The sequence below is a fragment of the Fusobacteria bacterium ZRK30 genome (assembly GCA_024628785.1).
In the GTDB taxonomy this organism is placed as follows: Bacteria; Fusobacteriota; Fusobacteriia; order Fusobacteriales; family Fusobacteriaceae; genus Psychrilyobacter.
This window is the reverse complement of sequence record CP102405.1, coordinates 1,402,505-1,420,942: the sequence shown is the minus strand read 5'-3', so window position 1 is coordinate 1,420,942 and position 18,438 is coordinate 1,402,505. Positions and strand designations below refer to the sequence as shown.

General features: G+C 33.6%; 20 protein-coding genes. All 20 read right to left on the bottom strand.

The genetic code is table 11. From position 1 onward, the window contains the following. Nucleotides 1–5: 5 nt before the first annotated feature. Complete coding sequence (locus NRK67_11850; protein ID UUV17975.1) at nucleotides 6–1,040, bottom strand: uroporphyrinogen decarboxylase family protein; 1,035 nt, start codon at nucleotides 1,038–1,040, stop codon at nucleotides 6–8. A 126-nt stretch (nucleotides 1,041–1,166) separates the two neighbouring features. Continuing rightward, the gene (locus NRK67_11845; protein UUV17974.1) at nucleotides 1,167–1,883 is read right to left on the bottom strand and encodes a hypothetical protein; all 717 of its coding nucleotides are present in this window, start codon (nucleotides 1,881–1,883) and stop codon (nucleotides 1,167–1,169) included. A gap of 9 nt (nucleotides 1,884–1,892) precedes the next feature. Further along, nucleotides 1,893–3,383, bottom strand: coding sequence for an ASKHA domain-containing protein (locus tag NRK67_11840; protein UUV17973.1), 1,491 nt, complete (start codon nucleotides 3,381–3,383; stop codon nucleotides 1,893–1,895). A 6-nt stretch (nucleotides 3,384–3,389) separates the two neighbouring features. After that, nucleotides 3,390–4,379, bottom strand: a complete 990-nt coding sequence (locus NRK67_11835) for a uroporphyrinogen decarboxylase (protein ID UUV17972.1) — start codon at nucleotides 4,377–4,379, stop codon at nucleotides 3,390–3,392. A gap of 48 nt (nucleotides 4,380–4,427) precedes the next feature. Continuing rightward, nucleotides 4,428–5,486, bottom strand: a complete 1,059-nt coding sequence (locus tag NRK67_11830) for a uroporphyrinogen decarboxylase family protein (protein ID UUV17971.1) — start codon at nucleotides 5,484–5,486, stop codon at nucleotides 4,428–4,430. Next, nucleotides 5,487–6,134: a corrinoid protein gene (locus tag NRK67_11825; GenBank protein UUV17970.1), complete on the bottom strand. Its 648-nt coding sequence runs from the start codon at nucleotides 6,132–6,134 to the stop codon at nucleotides 5,487–5,489. A gap of 890 nt (nucleotides 6,135–7,024) precedes the next feature. Next, nucleotides 7,025–7,825: a GTP-binding protein gene (locus tag NRK67_11820; protein UUV19935.1), complete on the bottom strand. Its 801-nt coding sequence runs from the start codon at nucleotides 7,823–7,825 to the stop codon at nucleotides 7,025–7,027. A 43-nt stretch (nucleotides 7,826–7,868) separates the two neighbouring features. Next, nucleotides 7,869–8,879 (bottom strand): methyltransferase, encoded by a 1,011-nt coding sequence (locus tag NRK67_11815; protein ID UUV17969.1) that lies wholly within the window; start codon nucleotides 8,877–8,879, stop codon nucleotides 7,869–7,871. A 157-nt stretch (nucleotides 8,880–9,036) separates the two neighbouring features. Next, nucleotides 9,037–9,558: a MerB-like protein gene (locus tag NRK67_11810; GenBank protein ID UUV17968.1), complete on the bottom strand. Its 522-nt coding sequence runs from the start codon at nucleotides 9,556–9,558 to the stop codon at nucleotides 9,037–9,039. Further along, nucleotides 9,559–10,311, bottom strand: a complete 753-nt coding sequence (saoA, locus tag NRK67_11805; protein UUV19934.1) for an ABC transporter ATP-binding protein SaoA — start codon at nucleotides 10,309–10,311, stop codon at nucleotides 9,559–9,561. It abuts the gene before it with no gap. Then, nucleotides 10,308–11,051, bottom strand: coding sequence for an ABC transporter permease subunit SaoP (gene saoP / locus NRK67_11800; protein ID UUV19933.1), 744 nt, complete (start codon nucleotides 11,049–11,051; stop codon nucleotides 10,308–10,310). Before saoP ends, saoA begins: the two co-directional genes overlap by 4 nt. A gap of 11 nt (nucleotides 11,052–11,062) precedes the next feature. Then, nucleotides 11,063–11,443: a hypothetical protein gene (locus NRK67_11795; GenBank protein ID UUV17967.1), complete on the bottom strand. Its 381-nt coding sequence runs from the start codon at nucleotides 11,441–11,443 to the stop codon at nucleotides 11,063–11,065. 159 nt (nucleotides 11,444–11,602) lie between these two features. Continuing rightward, nucleotides 11,603–11,725, bottom strand: a complete 123-nt coding sequence (locus NRK67_11790) for a hypothetical protein (protein UUV17966.1) — start codon at nucleotides 11,723–11,725, stop codon at nucleotides 11,603–11,605. Nucleotides 11,726–11,796: 71 nt separating this feature from the next. Then, nucleotides 11,797–12,849, bottom strand: a complete 1,053-nt coding sequence (gene saoX / locus NRK67_11785) for an ABC transporter substrate-binding subunit SaoX (GenBank protein ID UUV17965.1) — start codon at nucleotides 12,847–12,849, stop codon at nucleotides 11,797–11,799. Nucleotides 12,850–12,878: 29 nt separating this feature from the next. Further along, the gene (gene saoC, locus NRK67_11780) at nucleotides 12,879–13,349 is read right to left on the bottom strand and encodes a Cys-Cys-COOH protein SaoC (protein UUV17964.1); all 471 of its coding nucleotides are present in this window, start codon (nucleotides 13,347–13,349) and stop codon (nucleotides 12,879–12,881) included. Continuing rightward, complete coding sequence (gene saoE / locus NRK67_11775; GenBank protein UUV17963.1) at nucleotides 13,346–14,407, bottom strand: efflux transporter SaoE; 1,062 nt, start codon at nucleotides 14,405–14,407, stop codon at nucleotides 13,346–13,348. Before saoE ends, saoC begins: the two co-directional genes overlap by 4 nt. A 1-nt stretch (nucleotide 14,408) precedes the next feature. After that, nucleotides 14,409–14,651, bottom strand: coding sequence for a thioredoxin-like protein SaoT (gene saoT, locus NRK67_11770; protein ID UUV19932.1), 243 nt, complete (start codon nucleotides 14,649–14,651; stop codon nucleotides 14,409–14,411). A 144-nt stretch (nucleotides 14,652–14,795) separates the two neighbouring features. Then, nucleotides 14,796–16,511: a DUF4091 domain-containing protein gene (locus NRK67_11765; GenBank protein ID UUV17962.1), complete on the bottom strand. Its 1,716-nt coding sequence runs from the start codon at nucleotides 16,509–16,511 to the stop codon at nucleotides 14,796–14,798. Nucleotides 16,512–16,520: 9 nt separating this feature from the next. Further along, nucleotides 16,521–17,624 carry a GNAT family N-acetyltransferase gene (locus NRK67_11760; GenBank protein UUV19931.1) on the bottom strand — a complete coding sequence of 368 codons (1,104 nt, stop codon included), beginning with the start codon at nucleotides 17,622–17,624 and terminating at the stop codon, nucleotides 16,521–16,523. 5 nt (nucleotides 17,625–17,629) lie between these two features. After that, entirely contained in the window at nucleotides 17,630–18,430 is an 801-nt protein-coding gene (locus NRK67_11755) for a carbohydrate ABC transporter permease (protein UUV17961.1), read from the bottom strand. Nucleotides 18,431–18,438: the final 8 nt, after the last annotated feature.

Sequence of the window (18,438 nt, the reverse complement as noted above, 5' to 3'; positions counted from 1 at the left end):
TGTTTTTATTTTTCTCTAAAACGACTGTACAGTCTGGCTGCTTCCATAAAATATTTTACATTTTTAGGAGATGCATTTATAGGTATATCACATCCTGTAGCCAGAACAAACCCCTTAGGATTATTGTACGCTTTATCTATACACTTTTTTACTTCCCTATGGATACTTTCTCTAGTTCCATTCAATACGACATTTACAGGATCAACATTTCCTATGATACAAAATTTATCCCCTAGAGTTTCACATGCTTCTCCAATATCATCGATATTATCTAAACTAAGAGCTGACAAATTAAGTTTTTTTATCTCCAGCCAATGTTTTTTTGTAGTCCCACATATATGAAGAGCAGGCCCCCTTCCCATCCTATTTCTGATATGTTCTACACATATCTCCAAATATGGAAGTGCAAATTCTCTAAAAGTTTTAGTGCTTATAAGAGTTCCTGAAGCTACAGGATCAGGCATACTAGGAACTATTCCCATATCCATCACAGCATCCATATAGCCCAGTACACTTTGGGTGACTCTTTTTAATAATCGGTGAACTCCTTCTGGATTTTTTCTTATATCCTTTAGAAATTTTTCTGTTCCTATAACTGTTGCGGCAGTACTAAATGGTCCTGCAACACTGCTTCCCACAGATACTTCATCTGAAACTTCGTCTATGAGTATCCTTACCCCTTCTAAAAAAATAGGTAATCTCCCATCTGATTTAGAGTCACATATAGGTAAAGATTCTATATTATCATAGTCTATTTCTACATATTTTTTCACATATGGATAACTGGTCTCTGGCAGATCCAAAACCACTCCTAAAGCCTCTGGTACTCCGTATAACCCAGGTCCTACACTGACACCATCATGGCCAAAAATTCTATAGGCTTCTATTTCAAGATCTGCCATGAGTCTTCCCGATAAATTTACTTCCCTGATGTTTTTATTGATGAGCTGAGCTCCAAACATATCTATAAAGGGACAGGTTAAAATTCTATCTGCACTTCCTGTCTTTTCTATCATCTTTTCTCTTTCTAACGGTTTCATACTCTCTCTCCCTCTTCTTACTGATTTACAAGTTCAAAATACTTACCTAGTTTTATTTTAATTTTAAAGGCGATATCCCTTCTACAAATTTTATTCTACCGAAAGCGATATATAAATTAACTACATTTAAAAATAAAAATACAATGCTTTATTTTTATTTTTAATACAGCTGCCTCCTACTACTTTAAAACCTTTTTCATTTAAAAATTCATCCTGATAAGATTCCACCGGATAACTTTTCATATCCAGTCTTTTTTTTAGACCATTGAATAAAACCGGGCATATATGAATTACTATATCCAGGTGGGATAATTCATCCAAAATATTGACAAACCTCTCTACTATCCATCTTTCATGATACTTTCCTAATATTTCAGGCATGGCAGAGGGATCGGCATAAGAAAAATGTCTTACCCCATTTAAATTCAGGGTCTCTAAAAATAAAATAAAATTCCTTTCTATTTTTTCAAAAGCTGTTTCTAATTTATCTGTATCTTTTCTCATAAATCTCAACATCTTACTTATTTCAACAAAGGAAATTAAGGTTGTAAATATTCCATCCAAGGAATAAACCTTTGCTTTTAAGAGATCTTCAATATCTATATTTTCTTTTTTTAGATCTTCCAGATTTAAGAATTCATCTATATTTTTACACATTATTTCTTTTACCTTATTGTATTCTGTCATGCCTCCCATGGCACCGAATAATGAATTAGAGAATAAAGGAAAGAACCCTTCTTTTTCCTGCAGAATATATTCTAGCCTGCCCTCTGGTGTTTTTAAATTATAGCTGTCCATTATTTTTTTTGATATTTCCAGATCATTCTCTCTGATACATTTCATATTTTTCTCCTAAAATTGTAGTTCTTTTATAAAAACATCCTGAAATTTTGCACTCTTAGATAGCTCTATTACATCGATCTTAGTAGTCCTTATTTTTTGTTTCATCTCTTTATTAACCAAGTACCCAATACAACCATTTAATGATGTATTCCCAGCAAAACTTATTTCTCCGTCAAAATCAGAGATAATACCTATATTTAATATACTCTCAGCATTCAGATGATATCCGAATGACCCGGCTATTATTACCTCATCGATATCAGATATATCTTTTTCTACTTTTAAAAGGAGTAATTTTACTCCTGCTGCAATAGCTCCCTTAGCTAACTGTATCTGTCTGATATCCCCCTGGCTCAAATATATATTCTCAGTTATATAAAACTTTTTATCCCTTAACTTTTCTTTGAATTCCGGTTTCATTCGGGGATTTAATTTCCCGCTTTTTAAGACAATCTTGTGTTTAACAAATTCAGACATGATGTCTAATAGTCCGCTTCCACATATTCCTGTAGGAGTCTCTCCTATTGTTTTTATATTAAACTTATTTTCTGTCTCAACTATCTCAAAACCTTCAATAGCACCATTTCCTGCCCTCATTCCACACTCGATATTCATACCTTCAAATGCAGGCCCGGCAGCAGTCGATGTCCCATGTAGTTTCCCGTCAATAGATAAAACCATCTCACCGTTTGTTCCGATATCTATAAACAGGGTATTATTCTTTTCCTCTAATTTTATAGCTGCTACACCAGAAACTATATCAGCTCCTACATAGCTAGAAGCATTGGAAAGTAAGGTTGTTTCTATATCATCTATGAAAAATGATTTTTCTTCTAAAAATACAGGTTCATAGGGTGAGATCGCAAGTGACTTAGGGTTTTCTCCATAGATCAGATGCTGCATAGTAGTATTTCCGGCAATTGCTATCCTGTCTGTAGTTCCTACTTTTTTCACTATATCTTTTATTTGACTTCGGATAGCATTTTGCAAGTCTGTAACATCACTTTGTATACAATATGTAATTCTAGACAGTACATCTGCTCCATATTCACTCTGATAGTTTAAACCTGAATAATTTCCTGTTATTCTTTTTTTATCCAAATCAATTAATCTAGCTGAAACACCTGTTGTCCCTACATCTATAGCAAGTACCCTTCCCCTCTCCTCGGTATCTATATCCAAATTTATCTCTTCTTCTGATATTTTTAGTTCTGAGTCTGTCAGTTCGAAAACTTCTACATCTCCCAATACCTTTGTTATACAGGCCAGCCGGACTTCTTTAGGGAGACTTCCCTCTATTTTTTCTTTAGGAGATAGATTTCCATTTACTTTTATCTGACACTTTTTACAGATCCCCATACAATTGCATGGTGTCTCTATTTTTTCCTCCATAAGTCTTATGGCATCACTTAATATAGTTCCTTTTTCTACCTTTATTTTTTTATTTTTATATCTGACTGTTACCAGACTATGATTCTCTTTCTTATAATTATCTTTCACCCATACTCACCCTTTACTCTTTACTGTATCTGTCATTACTTTTAAATTTTTAATAGATGTACTCATGGCCAGTCCACAGGCTGGTGATACAATGCTGGTTCCATCTTTTATAGCTGCCTCTGTATGTAATTTAACTTTTTCATTCTCTCCCTGATCTAAAAGCTGAGTACTCACATTCCCCATAATTGGAGCTTGGATTATTTCTTTAGCCTGCCTTATCCCTACTGCTGAGTCAAAACTGAGGGAATCTGCTCCAGATTTATTTAAGCTTTCTAAAATACTCTTACTCTTGCCACATATATGAATAATTATTTTTACTCCTTTTTCATGTACTGCTTCTGAGATCTTTTTATACATAGGTATCATAAATTCTTCAAAATTTTTCTTCCCCAAGATCTCCCCTGTAGCACTTGGATCGGACATAGCTATAAGGTCAGCACCACTATCTATCATCTCAGTGGCAAATTGAATCAAATAATCTGTAACGACTTCTAAAAATTTCATAGCCATAACTTTATCTTTTCTCATCATCTTATAATAGTCTGTTGGTTCAATAACAGATGTCACCACACTCATGGGACCTGTTATATTACCGATTACCGGGATTTCATCATTTTTTAGCTTTGATATTGCTTCTAGCACAACCAAAGCCCTTTTAGAATGTTTTACTTTTATCTCATCTAAATGGTTTAAGATACCCTCATTATATTTAGTTATTCGCGGTTCAACTAATTTACTCCCCAGATCCACTTCCACATCAAAAGGTTCACTCTCTATTGTCATACAAAAAGGGACTCCATAATTTTCAAACCCTGTTATTTCATGTACTTTTACAGCAGCTTTTACCATTGCATCTACGTCACTGTTATGATTTTTTTTCATCCCTTCTACAACTTCTGTTACCGCAGCATTCATCATCCCTCCCGGACAAATAACAGGCGGCCTGTCTGTAGCTTTTCCATTTAAGACATCTATCAGTCTTTGTTTTTCAGTCATATTCCCTCCATATTTAGGATAAAAAATCTTTTTATCTTCTGCTCAAAATTATTTGGTCTCACTTTTAAAATCATAAGCACCATAACTTCTCGCTGCATCCATCATTGCGTCTATATTTTCAAATGGTACTTTTTTTGGAATTTCACACCCTGAAGACAATACAAAACCACCTTCATATCCTTCCATCTCTTGTAATACTTTTTTACAGACCTTCATTATATCTTCCCTTGTTCCAAATAATAATTCATCTGCCGGCGTTATATTTCCGAGTATTGCTGATTTCCCGGCTACCTTTTCCCTGGCAACATTCAAATCACAGATATCTATACTTAAAATATCTGCTTTTGTATCTGCCATAAGATCGATAATTTTATGTGTTTTCCCACAGATATGAAGAGCTATAAGGGAGTTCATCTCATGAGCTAAGTCCACTAATTCTTTGGTAAATGGTGATGAAAATTTCTTATATAATTTAGGACTTAGTATACTTCCAGAAGAGATCGGCTCTAAAATTATAGGCAGTGCATTATGATCTATGCATTCCTTCATAAAATTTTTACAGCTTTCGGTTGTCATTTTGAGTAAATCCATACAAAACTCAGGATCATTATACATCTCCTTTACAAAATCCTGGGTTCCTCTCAAAGTAGCAGCAGTAGATAACGGACCGGAAAAACATACAGCTGAAATCACTTCATCTCCGACTTTTTCATTTAATATATCCAGAGCTTCAAAGAAGATCGGAAATTTCCCGTCATTTTTATCTGCAATCTTAATCTTATTCAGATCTTCCCTTGATTGTATAATAGGATTATGGGTGCATGCTGGTTCATCGTCATAATAGACTAATTTCTGTCCCATGGCTTCTGCAACATAGGAGGTATTGGTAAATAAATACGATAAATCATACTTATATCTTTCATATGCAGCAATATAGGAGTCAGCCATAATCTTCGGATCTAGTTGAAATTCATTGATAGTTCTGCCTATCAAATGAGATGCATTTGATGTTACTATGGGCATACACGGAATTCTGTCTATATTCTTACCCTGTAAAAACGCCATAACTCTTTCTTTAGATGTCAATATATCCTTTTTTACTTCCATCTATGCCGCCTCATGAATTTCTTTTATCTTTCTGACAGCTTCATTGGCATCCTTAGTGTACAGATCTGCTCCGATCTCAGTTGCAAACCTTTGGGAGATAGGCCCTCCTCCTATGGCAACCTTTACTGAATCTCTTAGTCCTTCGGTTTTTAATTTTTCAATAACTGTTTTCATCCCTTCCATGGTAGTTGTCATGAGGGTAGACATAATAATAAAATGAGCATCTACTTCCTTTGCTTTATTTACAAACTCATCTAATACAACATCTCTTCCTAGATCATGGACCTCTATACCTCCGGCTTCTAACATGATTTTAACCAAGTTCTTTCCGATATCATGGGTATCTCCTTCTACTACACCTATCACTGCTCTTATTTTATCGCTAGATACATCTCCTTCTAAATGAGGTTTTAATACGTCTATTCCTATATTCATAGCATCTGAACAGATCAATACTTCAGGCAGAAAATATTCTTCCTCTTCATACAGCTGACCTACAACTTCCATTCCTGCAATCAAACCTTCCTGGATAGTTTCTTTTGCCGGTATTCCTATTTCAAGTGATTTTTTACATAGTTCCTCTACAACTTCTTCTTCCATCTCAATTAAATTGTTTTTAATTTCTTCAAATAATTCTTTTTTAGTCATTTTTTCTCCCTTTTTTTATTTTATTTTTTACACATAACTGAAACCTAGAGTTATAAACATAACTCTGTAGTTAAATTTAGTCAGATGTATTGAGATTGTTATGAAATTACAATGTCAGCATTCCTTTAGATTTAAAAGTTACAACCTTTTCGTTATTAACCATACTAATCTCACTAAGTTTCAGATATTTTTTGTGTACTCGCTCTTTTTTCTTAACGTTCTAATCTGTTTCTACTTAGTCTTTGTCAAATTCGTGAGTAAGCTTTTTTCTTTCACTTCACCTTTGGTTTCTTTATCTATGTGTGCATAATATCTACATTCTATTTTTTTAGTTATTTAGTTCATTTTTATATTTTTGCATCAAAAAAGGTGACATAAATAACTACTATAAATTAATAGTTTCATATGTATTGTGATTTTTTATATTTTTGCATTAAAAAATATAAAGGTTTCTATTTTAACTAATTTATATAACTAGTTGTAATATTGTATTGTTTATTTGTTGTTCTTTTTATAATGATTGTTGGAACTAGTTGTTCCGAAAATAATTATTTAGGGTATATATAAAATATTAAGGTCAAAATTTCTCGTTAATATATTTATTTATATCCATCATAATTTTAAAATGGGTTGAAAGTTAAAGAGTGAAAAGAAATATATGTTTATAATATTGAAGCAATAGGTCTACCTAATATATAATTTTTTCAGATTCTAAAAATTTCATCATGACTTCATCCAGAAGTTTATAACCTATTCAGGCTCAATTGAATCTTAATTTAAACATAGTCCTTCTCCTTTAAAAATTTATTTACATAATTTATACCATTTTTTCCCCGACTTGTCACTAAAAACTAGGATTTTCTTACTAGTTTTTAGTGGTCTTTTTCTCCTTATTTAAATAATTTTGTTATCTTTCCTCTGTCTAAATCACCTATGAGAATTAATTTATTGTTTTTTTTCACCCTTTCTTCCACTAGTTCATATTCTCCATTTACAATATTAAATGAATAATTCCCCAAAAAACCCTTTCCTCTTAGGACCTTCCCATACTGCTCAGAGGATAAAATTTCTAATATCTGCTTTAATCTTTCTATGTCTATCTCAAAATCCGTTATAGACATACTTTTTATATCTATAGTCTCAAAAACAGTTTTTGCCTTGGAATTTATCTCTTTCAGTGATTCTTCTACCTCAGAAACTATTTCAATATCCATATGGTCTGTTTTACTTATATAGATGGTTTCGGCATTTTCTATTTGATCCATGAAAAAACTACCGAATATCTCCACCTGTTCCATATAATTTTTTCCGTCAATAACCGTAGTTACCGCAACAATTTCGCATCTTTGAGATATTTTTTCACTTTTCAATATCTTTAAAATTTCTCCCAGCAGTCCCAAACCTGTAGGTTCAATTATGATCCTGTCGATATCATTCTCTATTATTTTTTCCAGGGATTCCTTAAAGTTTTCCTTTAAAACACAGCAGATACACCCACTGGATATCTCTTCTATCTTTACCCCTTCCATTATAAATTCACTGTCTATGGATATATCTCCAAATTCATTTTCAATCAAAACTATTTTTTCTTCCCTCAATTTTTCCTTCAGCTCTTTCAATCTCTTATTTATAAAAGTTGTTTTCCCGGCTCCTAAAAAACCAGAAACAACTTCGACCTTAATCATCCTCATCACCTACTTTGATATTGTTATAATCCCATCTGCCAAACATATTTTATTTATTATCTTCTACAAAATTTCTTATCTCTTCATAACTAGTTCTTCCCCATTTAGATACAGTCTCTAAATTTTCTGTAGGAGCAGTATTAGCACATGAACATCCAAACCCCATAAGATAATTATTATATTTTTTCATCTTGTGATGTAATTCAGCGGTTTTATCAGCCACCTCATCTACACTCCCTCTTCCGAGAAGATATACAGGATCCAAGTTTCCTATAACAACTTTATCTTTAGGAAAATTTTCTATAACCTCTTCTAGATCCATTATCTGATCAAAACTAAATGCATCAATTTGAGCTTCTAATATATAAGGATAAATCTTAGTTGTATTCCCGCATATATGCACACATTTCCAGCAGTTTAAATCTTTAAAAATTTTATTTAAATTATCTACTACCATCACAGGGAACTTCTTTGGTGCCAGCATAACTGTCGACGGCTCCGCTATAGATATCATATTTACCCCTGCTTCTACTATAGCCTTTGCATACCTATCCACTACCTCCCCTGTAAACTCCAAAAGTTTTTTTACAAAGTCAGGATTTTTTATAGTTGCCTTGAGTAATCCTGTGGCTCCAGCTAACTGTACAGCCATAGTAAATGGCCCCTGGAGGGATACAAACAGTGGCTTATCTATATTTTCTGAAATAAGATTTAACGATTTCAAATTAGTTTTCATCCTTTTGTTAATATATGGATCAGGAACTTCCAATTTTTCTAAATCCTCTACAGTTTTTATCGGATGATCTATTACCATGGAAAAATCATATTCTGGTTTTTTGAGAGCAACTCCCATAACATCACAAAATATATTTCCTTCATCTAAAGCATAGATAAAGTCACCAGGAAATTTTTCATCCATCTTCTTTGCTAGTATCAACTGCTCTTTAGGAGAGGTATATATATCTTCCATGGGTTTTCCTGTCATAATAGCTCCATTAGCTCCCATAAATGGTAGGAGGTAACCTCTCTCCTCTTTGTTTATATATTCCATTAAAGTCATAATTCAACTCCTCTCTTAATTCCTCTTATATTTCAAACAGCAATTTACTCACCTTAAATGCGTCTTTTACCGGAAGACAGTATACCCCGTCTTGGTTATTATTTTTGTTCATCCAGTTTTTTAGTTCTTTCTCCCCACGGAAGAAGTTCATAATATTTCAGCAGTTTCCAGCCCAGTTAGTATGATTGTTTAAATCCACATGAAGTATATGCAGATCTTTGGGATAGTGTGAAATCAGTTTTCCATTGGATAATTTTAAATTGATACTTTCTCCTGTTTCGGAACATCTAGAATTAATTTCAATATCTTGATGAAAAGTAAAATGAGTTCCTATTGAATCTATTGCACACATAGAATAAAATTCTTTGCCATCTTTTCTTTTTATTCTGTGAGATGTAGGCAGGGCTGAAACAGGATATATAAATTTAACATCCTCATCGGCTACAAATATTCCTTTTTTCTGCATCTTTATCAAAATATCATCTATATCTTGATATTTATTTTTTAATTTATTTTTTATATCTTTCAAAGAAGTTTTAGACTCAATTACAGACTCCATAATAAAAAGTCTGATATCTTGATATTTCCCCTTTAAATCTTTATATCTTCGTTCTAAATACAGTTCTTGACTGGTATAATTTTCAAATTCCAGTTCTAAAAATTCTTGTTTTGTATACACCTATACTCCTTTTAATGCCAATTCTAATAATTTTTCTAGTTCTTTTTTATAATCTTTATATTCCTTAAATTCTCTGTTACGAGGCCTCTCCATCTGAACTTTAAAATCTTTTATGATCTCTCCTCTATTTTTAGACATCACTATCACCCTGTCGCTGAGATAGAGCGCTTCTTCTACATCATGGGTAACCATTACAGTAGTGATCTTAGTTTCCTGCCAGAGCTTTTCCAGCTGTACCTGGATAGACTTTCTCATCTGAAAATCTATTGCCCCCAATGGTTCATCTAAGAGTAAAATTTTAGGATTACCTGCCAGGGCCCTTACAAAAGCTGTCCTTTGTTTCATTCCTCCGGATAATTCCTTGGGATATAGATCTTCCTTCCCTTCAAGATGGGCTATCTCTATTAATTTTTCAAACCGTTTTTCCATCTCATCTTTTCCTAATTTCTGTTGTTTCATGGGATAAAGTATATTCTCCTTTACTGTCATCCAGGGAAAAAGTGCATAATTTTGAAATACAAATCCCTTTTTAGGTGATGGTTTCGTTACCATTTCATCACCTAACCAAATTTCACCAGAGGTAGGTTTTTGAAATCCTGCCATCATAGTCAATAAGGTTGTTTTCCCGCATCCAGACGGTCCTAATAAAGTTATAAATTCCCCCTTATTAACGGTTAAATTTACATTTTGGAGCACAGTATTTTCCTCCCCCTTTGAGGAAAATACTTTAGATATATTTTTTATTTCCACTATATTTCCCTCCAGCTGGTTAGATTTTTATTTATCAATAAAAGTCCCCTGTCTATTGTATAACCCACTACTGCAGCTAACATCATCAGAGCGATTAACCTTTCTGTCTGCATATAAGCTTGTGCTTCTACCATTGAGTGACCGAACCCGGCACTTGTCGCTATGAACTCCGCTCATATAACCGACATCCACCCTGTACTGATAGAAATCCTGGCTCCGGTCAGTATATCCGGAACAACAGCAGGAAGGGTAACATCTTTAAACAGGCTGAATCTACTAGCCCCCATACTCCTAGCTGCATTATAATAGTCAGATGAAATTCCCTTTACCCCTTCTAGGGTATTTAGTATTATAGGAAATACTCCTGAAAATGCTATTAAAAATAGAGTAGGTCCGTCTCCAATACCAAACCATACAATTGTCAATGGAACCCATGCCATAACCGGGATTTGACGCACTGCATCAATAATCCCACCCATGGCCTTTTCAACCTGTCTAAAATAACCCATTAAAAATCCAAGGGGAAGCCCAAATAAAAGAGATAATAAAAATCCTCTCAACACACGGCCCATTGTAATTCCCATGTTTTTTAATACTTCTACATCTACTATACAATTAAAAAATTCTTTAATTGTGATAATAGGTGAGGGGAGCAATAATTCATTGTTATAATGTAATGACATTATCTGCCATACAGTTAAGATCCCTATAAATGCAATTGATCTATTACATATATTTTTCATCTTAGTCTTTATTAAATTTTGATCTTTTGAAACTTTGGTGTAGAGACATGCTTCGGCCATTTCCCCTCCTTTAAATAATTTTTTACTTCATTTCGATATAATTTCTCATCATTTAATTCATCTGCCACTTCATTATATTTTTTAATAAACTCCTTAAATTCTTTAGTTTCTATTACAGCTTTCCTGACTACCATATTATATGTAGTGTAATCTTGGTAGATTTCTTCATAGCTCCCTGTTATGGTAATAGCCTTAATCCCATCTAATATAGCTGCATCAACTACATCTCTTTCCAATAATATAGGAATAGAATTAGCCTTTACAGGATATTTGATTTTATATTTTTGGATTATTTTTTTTTGATATTGTTTTTTCCCTTCGTATGCGATCATTTTAGGAGTTTCTTTATTTTTTACAACTATGTCTGAATTTTTTATTACACTTCCTAAACTTTTAAATTCTGTATTTTTTTTGAATGAAATTACAGCATCATCACATAGGAAAGCTATATCCAGTACATCACTACTCAGTGCCCACTGAGCTGTCGAACTTCAGCAATCCTGTAATTCATATTCTCCAACTACTGTTTGAAATTCAACATTTTCACGTAGGAGTCTATTGAGTAAAAGGCCTGTTGTATCCTTACCGCTGGCAATTCTTAGTGGTTTTTCCATTCTTTTTTCTTTTGGCAGGAGAAATGCCCCAATAAATAATATAATAAATACTAGATTAATTTTTTTCATTTTTACTTATCTAATTCCTGAGCTTTTGCATACCATGAGTCAAAACCCATATCCAATGGAAAATTTTTCTCGATCTTTTCAGCTATAAATCTATCAAAATCAGGAACATTAGCTTCATTATAAATTAATTCATCCACAATATTTTCATATTTAACTTCTCTAGGAGTAAATCCATTTTCCTGTGCCCACTCTAATTCATTTTTAATCTCCTGAGGATCAAGTTTCCATGTTAGAGTTCTTCCTTCCCCTACAGTTTTTTTATAGATTGTACTTATAGCAACCTCCAACGGAACATTGTAGTTATCGGCAAAAATCTTAGCTGATTTTAAAGGATTTTCATAGATATATTCAATAGCTTTTGCATGAGCTAATATCATTTTTTTAGCTAAACCTCTGTATTCTTCTATAAATTTTTTATTCAAAGTATATGTGCAACATACTCCCCATTCACCATTTAATAGTTTATTTTCAGTTCCCATAATCTTTCCAACACCTTGATATTCTGCCATTGATGCCCATGGATCACATGCTGTAAACCCTTTGATCTCTCCCATTCTAAGAGTTGTCAACGCATCTGTTGATGACCCGATATCAATCCCTTGATAGTTTTTTCCATCTACTGGCAGGTTTAGACTCTTTGCAATCTGTGTCCATCCAGTTGATCTTTCAGGATGAGTCCCTATAGCAAGTTTTTCACCAATTAAATCTTCAGGTTTTTCAACATCGTTTGCAACAACTAAATAAAATGATCCCCCTTTATGGTTATTTGCCCCTATTACAAGTGGTGCCCCTTTAAGTTGCGATCTAAATACATTATTTACTCCTATATATCCAACATCCATTTGCCCCGCAGCCATTGCCTGAGGAACTTTTCCATTCCCGCTGATATCTACCGAAAGGCCCATCTCATCAAATATTCCAGCATCTTTAGCAATAACCGATGCAGTCATATGATCGCAGTTATAGTAACCTAGTTTAACCGTATAATCCTCTTCTTTTTTTTCCCCACAACCTAATAGTGCCAGTAATGATAACCCTAGTATAAATTTTTTCATTTTGTTCTCCTTTTGTATTTTTTATTTATTTAACAACATTGATCCATACCCTCACCAAAGAGATCTACGATCCTACTGTTTTCTATCCTATATATTGCATAGCCTAGATTACTTCCCTTATACCCAGAGACTATAAATTCCATTTGATCTTTCTCATCAATATTTTTAAATTTTATATTCTGTCTTTCTATGGGAGCTTTTACACTATTTGTTAAAGTGTTGGTTCTTCCCATAACAATAACCATCCTTTTTTCCGATTTGGATATATCATAGATAACTATCAAATCTTCAATTCCATCATTTGTAACATCTCCCTCTTTCATAAGAATGACCTTATTTGAATATTTACTTTGAAACACTTTCAATAATGGATTTTTTTGATCTATGTCTTCTTGATTTCCTTCTTGTGAAGAATACATATAAAAGATAAATCCAATAAAAAAGATAATAAGTAATATGATATTTTGTCTACTTAGACATAATTTAACATTTTTTTTCATGCTATCACTCTCTTTCTTACCGTAGGATAAATAGCTTTTACCGCCAGTAAAATAATTATAATAGAACACAGATATTTAAGGTATTCCGGTGGTTCAATAAGTAAAAAATTAGCAGCTTTAATAGAACCTAAATTTTTATCGAAATCGATCACTGGTTTAAAATCAGATAATAAAATATTTGTTAAATATCCTACTCCCAGCGATGATATAACCATAGTTAAAGAATAGATTATAACCGTTCTTTTCCCCATAAGTTTATACATACTGAGTAGTTCTGGTAGATTTGTTGCAGTACCTGCCATTAAAAATGTAACAGCCACACCGGGGGCAGCTCCACTGGCAACCAGGGCAGCAATAAATGGAATATGACCAACAGCACACACATACATTATCATTGCTAAGATAGTTATACTCCCAAGAGACAACACACTTGGATCTCCTAAATACTTTTCTATATACCCCTTAGGAAAAACAGTGAATAAAAATCCGGCCATAACCATACCTAAGATCACATATTTACTCACAACAAGGGCCAAATCGTTAAATGCCCAGTTAAATCCATCTATAATTTTTTTCTTAAAACTTCTGTCATCATCGTAATCTGATTCGATAAACTCCTCCATACCAGGGGCATGTAGTTCACCTTTTCCAAATTTATTTCCAATTATTCCAATTAAAAACGGCAGGCAAAACCCTGTTAAAACATAGATACCAGCTATCTTTGGCCCCAATAGTCCAAAAGCTAATAAAACTGCCACAGGATTGATCATAGGAGTTGATGTCATAAAGGCTAAGACAGGCCCCAGATAGGCTCCTGAAAAATACATACTCATACCGAGAGGTATAACTCCACAGCTGCATATGGGAAGAAGCATTCCAGATAGGGTACTTTTAAGTATTGAAGATAGTTTTGTATTCCCCAGCATCTTTTGGAATTTCAAAGGATTTAGTATATTTCTTAAAAATCCTGCCAATAAAAAACTAAATATCAACCATATAGATGCTGAATTTAAAATTTCAAATGAAGTTCTCAATATTTCTTCTAAAAACTTTATCATTTTAAACCGCCTCATCTATTGCTTTTTTTATTATCTCTTCGGTCAATGTCTGGTATTTTTTTGTTTCATTGATAATAAGTATCGATTTCATTACAACTCCGTATTTTTTTAAATAATCGAAGTCTTTCCCTGCTTTATAAATTTTAGCTGTTATTCCTTTTTTTCTTGCATAATCTTCCACGAAGACCTCAAACTTAGTGCATCATGGACATGCGTTAATAAATTCTACCTTTTCTTGCATAATTTTCTCTGCTCCTTTTTAAACTTTTTTTGACATAGATATTCATAAAAATTTCTCTCCATATACTCTCTCTTTTCCCTCTGGATATCTCTGTGTCCAGTCTTCTATTTTTTGATTTTAATTTCTGTAATTCATGATTAAATCTTATTAGTTGTTAGTCAATACTTTCATAAGTTTATCCTTTATAACCATATATTTTTTATAGTCTACAGAATAATTCATATCTACAGAAAATTCTTCTGTAGCTTTCATCTCTTTTTTATCTCCTAAAACTTCCACCATAAGAGTCTCTATTCTTTCCCTTCCGATTTTTTTTTCAGCCATCTTCATTATCTCCTGATCCTGTATTCCAAACCTCAGATTTTCCCACCTTATAGATCTTATGGGTTTCATATCTTTCCCGGGATAGACAAAGAACATATCTCCTGCCTTCCATCTAGGATGTTTATAGCTGATATTTTCAAATGGCTTGCTTGTCCAGAGTGCATAGTCCCACCTTAAAAAACCATTGAGTCCCATATAGTAGGAGTACCAACCTGTTAATCTGCTCTCCATCAGTGGTGAACTTATAAAATGGTTTAATTTATCCGGGAACCAGCATACATACCAGGTTAATTTCCCTTTTATTTTTTCTTCTATCTCATCTAAAATATTTTTACTTTTTAATAATAGAGGCAGAGAAAGAGATATATCCGAAATTCCATCCAATCTATCGGTAAAACTGTCTTCATGAAGGGCAGTTTTTATAAGAAGATCCATTTTGGCTGAATCTTTTAAAAATTTTGACCATTTTTTAAAGTACTCGGGATTTTTAGGCATATCACTGATTACCCTTACTCTGTCCATAAGGTTCTTTTCATTAAAAAATTTAAATATCTGTCTGATATATTCTCCCAAATCTTTTTTATTGTCTATGTAGCCATGGGTTCCACTTTCTTCAGAAAAGAAACTTATCCTGATATAATCATCATAATCCTTTAGAGGGTTTCCAAAATTTGTCCTCTGCCAGCTCGCCAAAAGACCGAAGATATCAATTTCCTTTTCCATCCCATATTTAAAACAAATCTCCAAATATCTTTCCAGGGCGGTAAAATCACACTGTATCTTTCCTTCCATATCTTTTTTTACTCCAATGATATTATGTTCAAACAGGTTTGAAGAATTTTCCTCTATCTGGAAGCATCCCTGTCCCTCCCAAGAAAAATCAGAAGCTACCACAGTGATCACCTTTTCTCCCAGTGAAGCCAGTTCTGCTGTATAATTTTCTATTATCTTGAAGTGGTCATCACTCCAAAACTCCACCTGATACATCCTTGCCCAGGATGAAAGGTGCTGCCAGAGATCCAGATGAAAATCCGACTCTTTCAACTCAGGAAGCACTACGTCCATTACAGCAATATCTAAGTTTATGATCTTCTCCTTTATTTCCGTCTCATACCCTTCCTGACCAAATAAATTTATGGTAATATTCAGGTTATCTCCACAATATTCTTTATCCACTTTTCCCTCTACCCAGATCATAGTCGGTTTACCTGCTTCATTATATAGGTACTCCTTCTTCAATATGGGATCTGTTATGAGGGTCTTTGAATCATCATCCAATACATATCCCAGAAAATATCCTTTAAGGTCTGCGTTTTCTCTTTTTTCAAGGTCTATTCTTACCCTTTTTTTCAATCCTTTATAACCTATGTGGTTATGAGGTCCCAGAGAAAGCAGTATACTTTCTTCACTGGTTAGGGCTATCTGAAATGCAAATTTTTCTCCCTTTAACACCCTCAAATTTAATTTATCTTCCACAGGAAGACTGGTGCCATTTATGTGTTTGAATGCTGAATTATAAAGTTTATATTGAATATTCATCGATTTCTCCTATTGGTAATTTAAATTTTCTGTCCATGGAAATGGAAGTGGAAATATTGTGTCTATTAACTCATCCAATTTCCCTTCATCTATACTTTTTTTATCTTCTTTTTTTTCAAAAATTAATTTAAGGAGTTCCTTATGGGATTCTATTTCCAATTTTTCTGATCCTAAACTCAGTTGATATTTCCCATTTTCTTCCTCAGCTTTAAAATACTCTACTTTTTCATCTGAAAGATATTGACTAAAGTATGGTTTTAATTCCTCTATGAACCCTACAAAGTCTACTATCTTTAAAACTCCCGAAAGATACTCCTCTTCTCCTAGATACCCTGCAGGAGCTATTTCTCCATGAGGTAGAATATAATCAATTTTATCCACTCCTAATTGATCTCCTAAAAGAGCCAGAGCATAAAATATTTCACTCTTGTCTCCTACTGCTTCCTTTACTTCTATTCTTTCAGGTGTTTCTTTCAGGATTATATATCCCCTTAGACCATCTTCATCTTCCAATACATACCTTTTATACGATGTATCTCCAAAGGGAAAGGTTCCTGAATCTATAAGAGTTTCAAAATCTCTATCCTGCCTTAAATACCTAGTCCCTTGAGAGTTATAGATTTTCTTGAGAAACAAAAGATCCTCTTCCCTATATTCTCTAACAATAAATTTTAAAGCCGGAAGACCAGCATAAATTTTGTATCTCCTGCAATTTTTTACCTTACTGGCTCCCCAGTTTTTATACAAATTTCTCGTGCTGGATATAAGGCATAGATTTACTCCTATCTCCTCCATCCTATTTTCTACATCTTTTAAAACTCTCGAAGAATATCCCCTCCCTCTATGATCAGGATGGGTACATACAGCCCCTATAGATCCTACCGATACAGGTGTCCCCTCTATGAGGATCTTTTGGGGGAGAAAGTTCACAACAGAAATAATCTTTTGTTCCTCTTTCATTATCCTCATATTTTCTCTATTTTTAGGTGAAAGAAGTAATGGGAACTCCTTCTCCATCGTGTGGGGAAGTTCTCCCCTGCCGGTTCTGAATACATAATTTATAAGATCAATTACCTCTTCCACCTCATTTTCCTTTGTTCCTCTTACCTCTATGGTTTCTATCCCTTTAATCCTGATAGTGCCACCCCCTCTTCAAACTGTCTCTGAAGGAGGATATAAAATATAAACGAAGGTAAAAATGTCATGGTAGCTCCTGCCATGACCAACCCGTAATTCACAGTATACTGGGCATTCATACTGGCCATTCCCACTGTAAGGGTTCTCATAGAATCCGATGTAGTAGCTATAAGTGGCCACAAAAATTCATTCCACGCTCCTATAAATGTAAATATTGAAAGTGCTATTATTGCTGGTTTTATAAGGGGCAGTACTATCTCCATAAATATCTTAAATTCTGAACACCCATCTATTCTGGCAGAATCCATAAGATCTCTGGGAACTTTTAAGATACTCTGCCTCATTATAAATACTCCCACAGCTGTGGGAAGGGGAAGTATCAATGCCTTATAAGTGTTTAACCACCCTAGATGTCTCATTATCACATAGAGGGGCAGGAGGGTTACCTGGGAAGGTATGATAAGGGTCAATAACATGAAGAAAAATATCTTTTCCCTCCCCTTAAACTCAAGTTTAGCAAAGGCGTACCCTGCCATGGCACTGAATACCACATTTAACACTACTCCACTGAGGGAGATAAATAAACTATTAAAAAAATAAACTATAAAACTTGTGTTGTAAAAAATTTCCCTGTAATTTCTCAATGTTAAATCATCTAAAGCAAACTTAAAGTTATAAGCCGTATAAGTTACCCTTAGAGATGTCATAAACATGTAGAGAAACGGAATTATCATAAAGCTGGAGATTAATATTAAAATCAGCCTGCCTAATTGTTTTTTCATCCTTTCCT

What these genes read in the sequence shown, in the direction of transcription:
- NRK67_11850 (UUV17975.1), bottom strand. Translation starts at nt 1,040, where the DNA reads ATGAAACCGTTAGAAAGAGAAAAGATGATAGAAAAGACAGGAAGTGCA.
- NRK67_11845 (UUV17974.1), bottom strand. Translation starts at nt 1,883, where the DNA reads ATGAAATGTATCAGAGAGAATGATCTGGAAATATCAAAAAAAATAATG.
- NRK67_11835 (UUV17972.1), bottom strand. Translation starts at nt 4,379, where the DNA reads ATGACTGAAAAACAAAGACTGATAGATGTCTTAAATGGAAAAGCTACA.
- NRK67_11830 (UUV17971.1), bottom strand. Translation starts at nt 5,486, where the DNA reads ATGGAAGTAAAAAAGGATATATTGACATCTAAAGAAAGAGTTATGGCG.
- NRK67_11825 (UUV17970.1), bottom strand. Translation starts at nt 6,134, where the DNA reads ATGACTAAAAAAGAATTATTTGAAGAAATTAAAAACAATTTAATTGAG.
- NRK67_11820 (UUV19935.1), bottom strand. Translation starts at nt 7,825, where the DNA reads ATGAGGATGATTAAGGTCGAAGTTGTTTCTGGTTTTTTAGGAGCCGGG.
- NRK67_11815 (UUV17969.1), bottom strand. Translation starts at nt 8,879, where the DNA reads ATGACTTTAATGGAATATATAAACAAAGAGGAGAGAGGTTACCTCCTA.
- NRK67_11795 (UUV17967.1), bottom strand. Translation starts at nt 11,443, where the DNA reads ATGATCGCATACGAAGGGAAAAAACAATATCAAAAAAAAATAATCCAA.
- NRK67_11790 (UUV17966.1), bottom strand. Translation starts at nt 11,725, where the DNA reads ATGGAAAAACCACTAAGAATTGCCAGCGGTAAGGATACAACAGGCCTT.
- saoX (UUV17965.1), bottom strand. Translation starts at nt 12,849, where the DNA reads ATGAAAAAATTTATACTAGGGTTATCATTACTGGCACTATTAGGTTGT.
- saoC (UUV17964.1), bottom strand. Translation starts at nt 13,349, where the DNA reads ATGAAAAAAAATGTTAAATTATGTCTAAGTAGACAAAATATCATATTA.
- saoE (UUV17963.1), bottom strand. Translation starts at nt 14,407, where the DNA reads ATGATAAAGTTTTTAGAAGAAATATTGAGAACTTCATTTGAAATTTTA.
- NRK67_11765 (UUV17962.1), bottom strand. Translation starts at nt 16,511, where the DNA reads ATGAATATTCAATATAAACTTTATAATTCAGCATTCAAACACATAAAT.
- NRK67_11755 (UUV17961.1), bottom strand. Translation starts at nt 18,430, where the DNA reads ATGAAAAAACAATTAGGCAGGCTGATTTTAATATTAATCTCCAGCTTT.